The organism is Mesorhizobium sp. M7A.F.Ca.ET.027.03.2.1 (assembly GCF_003999175.1).
GTDB lineage: Bacteria > Pseudomonadota > Alphaproteobacteria > Rhizobiales > Rhizobiaceae > Mesorhizobium.
Genome location: NZ_RZOM01000652.1, coordinates 1 through 3,501, shown reverse-complemented (window position 1 = coordinate 3,501; position 3,501 = coordinate 1). Strand labels below are relative to the sequence as shown.

Here is a 3,501-nt window from a genome sequence, read left to right as displayed (position 1 = left end):
GCATGAAACCGAATTACGTTTGATACCTCACCGGGTTTGTCCACGGAGGCTGCCACTGCAGCAGCTAGCCGCCCATAACCTAACTCCGCCGACGCTACTGCATTTGCAAGCATCCTTCGCTCTCGGGCGAAGGGAACGCAGTCGGGACGGACGTTCAAGTGCACCAATGCATCTTTAAATAGGCCCTGGCGACAAAGAAGAACTCCCAGCAGAATGAAAGACCGCCATTCATGCTGCGTTTCACGTTTAGAAGTTTTTATAAGCAAACGATGCGCCTCGTCAAAACGTCCTAAATGTGTGAGCAAAGCCGCTTTTGAATTTATAACCGGCAAATAGTTGGGGTGCTCATTCTCCAAATCGCTGTAGGCGACCAAAGCGGCGTCTACTTGGGCCAAGCGCTTAAGCAGGTCGGCGCGCTCTAGGCGAAGCCAAAATACCTGAGGATTGTCTAGGATTGCTTGATCGACAATTGCTAGTGCCTCAGTATCTCGGTGGCACGCTCGGTTCAACCTACTTAGTGTGCTAAGAAGTCTGAGATCTTTGGGGTAGGTCTTAATAGCAGTCAGAACATCGTTGAAGGCTTCCAGTGGCTTTCCAAGTTCACGTTTCACATCTGCCATCTGAGCCACGAAATGCGCGCTCCGGGGGAAGCGATCTTGCGCCTCTGAAATCTCGTTGATCGCGACGTCATACTTTTCGAGCATGCGCAAGCTATCAATCAAGCCTATTCGTGGTTGTGTGAGATACGGGAAGCGGCGTTTCAAGCGTGTAAACTCTGTCACGGCGGCGTCCAACGAACCAGACAGCTTCAGCGCATTTGCACCTGCAATTGAACCAGAAACTTCATCGGGTCGAACCATGCTTATGGATTCTACGGTCCGCTTGACGCCCTGCCAGTCACCCAACTCACTTTGCGTTGCGGCCTTCCCTGCCAATAAAAATGTATCGTCTGGATACAACTCCAGTGCCTCGTTGAACTCACGCAATGAGGTGTCAAGGAGACCCATTTCCCGTGCTACTCCGGCGGCGCCCAACAACGCATGAACAGATTCTGGGTCGGGGGAGAATTCGCGGTACGCGGCTAGGTACGCCGATCGCGCCTCTTCAAGTTTCCCGATTTGGCGGAGTATCTTCGCCCGACCGGTAGCCGCAAACAATCCATCACCCCAAGCCGCGCATTTGTCTAGCGCCTCTGCCGCTTCCACCAAACGGCCCGCATCGATCAGGGCATCCGCCTCTTGGCCGTGTCCGAAGGGGTCTGTCGGGCGAAGCTGTGTTGCCCAATGCGCCCACTCATACTGCAAGTCCCAAAGTTCCAGCTGCTTGGCCTCCTGGCTCATTAAGCAGAGGGATTTTGCTGCATAAAATGAGCCGTCTGGCTGGCTCATTTGAAGTTGAATAAGTTGTGAGGCAAAGCGCCGAGCTTGTTCCAGGTCGTTGTCGCGGAGCTTTTCAATAACTGCTCTGAGCTGTGTGCGCACATTTGCAAAGGCCCCCCAATCGGAACTGCCTTCATGCTCGAAGTCATCTACGTCAACTTCGTGGACAAGTGGTAGTCTCCTACGAGTATAGGTCGCAAAGCCAGACGCCCAGCTATTCACCACATTTCTAGCGCCAGGGATGCCGCTTAGGGCGCGGAGTACTTGGAGCATCGCGAAGTTGGTGTCTTTGCCCTCTGCGTGCGCAACTGAGAACGCCTTGAAACACCCGCGATGGGTCGCAGCTTTGTCGAACTGTGAGTAGGGACAATCATCATCGAAGATAGAGCGATCGACGTCGTCAAAGCAGTGGCGCACGGTCCCAATTGACGCTTGGAATTGAGCAACTTTAGAAATCAAAGCTGAGACTGGAGGATACGGCGCAGCCGCCTCAACCACTAAGGCCACGTCTATCTTTTGGGGGAAAGGCATAGAGAACAGCACGTTCTCTACCCTCTCTACGACTGGTCTGCTTTGAAGCAAATCTCCTAGGTCAGACGCAACCGCATCGCGATCTGAGGCTTCCTCCTCCTCGTCGTAAAGGATGAAGAATAGTCTTGTGGCGAGTTCTGCTTTGTAAAGCGTGGTGGCCCGTTCGCGGGCTTCGAGCTCATCTTTGACCGACATCACAATGGTGTCGTAAGCCGCAGCGAAGGACCTCTGCGCTTCCGACCGGTCAACCAAGAATTCGCTTTCGGAACCTAGGTGGACGATCTTGAGGAGCGAACCTGAGGGAACCGCATAAGCACCGGCTTCGCCAGAGAGCCACGCATCCATCACAACTTTACCTCCACGACAATCCCTGCGGACTTAAGCTTTCGCTGAAGACCCCGCCAGATGTGCCTCTCATGGCCTTTCGGCTGATACGCAACAATCCGTTCTATCGTTCCAACCCCAATTGTGCCAAAAATGTGAACTTCAATAAAGTCCTCTTCGCCTCGCGTGCCGCCTTGGTTAATCAAAACGCCTGGATAGTCGTCTGGTTTCGAGGCCTTTGTAAGTTGCGGGAAGAGCTTCGCTTGGGCCAGCTTGCCGCGATCCTCCCAGGCGGCACGGTATCCAACTGGGCACCTGCCACCCACCACGATTCTATGGCGTTGCCCAAATTGGAAAGGGTTTTCTTCAAAAACAGTGGCGCGAGATGAGATGTAACTACTTGCGAGCGTAAGCTGAAAATCCCCATAGTGACGAACTCCTTCACCATTCAATGAGAGTGCGGCGAAATGGAGTTCTGTGTAATACAGAGGATTTACCAAGCTGTCGATTTGGGTCCTTCCCTTGTCAGCGTCGTTGTTTTCTGCCGTGCGCCCTCCGGCTTCCATTTCTTTGTAAAAAGTCATTAGAAGGAGATTGGAATTGTCGACGATGCGTTGCAAGGTCATGAGGGGCCTTGCAATCACTGCCACTGATGCCGTTGCGATAGCTTGACCGAAGTCATCGAGGATCGCGTCGTACCCAGCTGCTTTTGCTGACGAGAAGGCAGTGGTGACGCGGCGATCTAGCGCAGCAACCTCGGCTGAACCGGCGGCTGCTCGCACGTTGGGGAACCCAACCGCTTCTCCGCATCGAACACAGTCTCGAATGTGGCTCGGGACTTCCGCAGTGCAATGCGGACAAGTGTCTACAGAAGATGTAGCCAACCCAAATACCCCCCCCGGTATTTAAAGAGTGAAGGAGACAGCAAGAAATGTCTATAGACCAGCAAGAAATGTCTATAGAACAGATGAAATCTGGCTGCACAGCGAGGAGCCAGTCCGCGTGGGCAATGCTTTGGCTACTCGCGAGGCCCTAGAGGCGGTCAATCTGCAGCGCCGAGACTACCAGCCTGGCTCGTGAAACGCTGGGTACGCACCGTGGGTACGCAGATGGGGGCGTAGTTTATGATACTTCCTTATAAGGTATTGATCTTGTTGCGATATTCTACGGCCACCTATCCGCTGGTGGAGCTGAGGAGGATCGAACTCCTGACCTCGTCATTGCGAACGACGCGCTCTCCCAGCTGAGCTACAGCCCCGTCCAGCGG

Annotated in this window: 2 protein-coding genes and 1 tRNA gene; all 3 read right to left on the bottom strand. The window is 53.8% G+C overall.

Annotation, left to right across the window (positions count from 1 at the left end; all coding sequences use genetic code 11):
* The coding region (locus EN750_RS24185; protein WP_127397890.1) for a tetratricopeptide repeat protein at nt 1–2,255 on the bottom strand (2,255 nt) is incomplete at its 3' end.
* Nucleotides 2,255–3,016 (bottom strand): hypothetical protein, encoded by a 762-nt coding sequence (locus EN750_RS24180; RefSeq protein ID WP_127397888.1) that lies wholly within the window; start codon nt 3,014–3,016, stop codon nt 2,255–2,257. The genes EN750_RS24185 and EN750_RS24180, both read right to left, overlap by 1 nt.
* 400 nt (nt 3,017–3,416) lie before the next feature.
* Nucleotides 3,417–3,492 (bottom strand) — tRNA-Ala (locus EN750_RS24175).
* Nucleotides 3,493–3,501 lie beyond the last annotated feature (9 nt).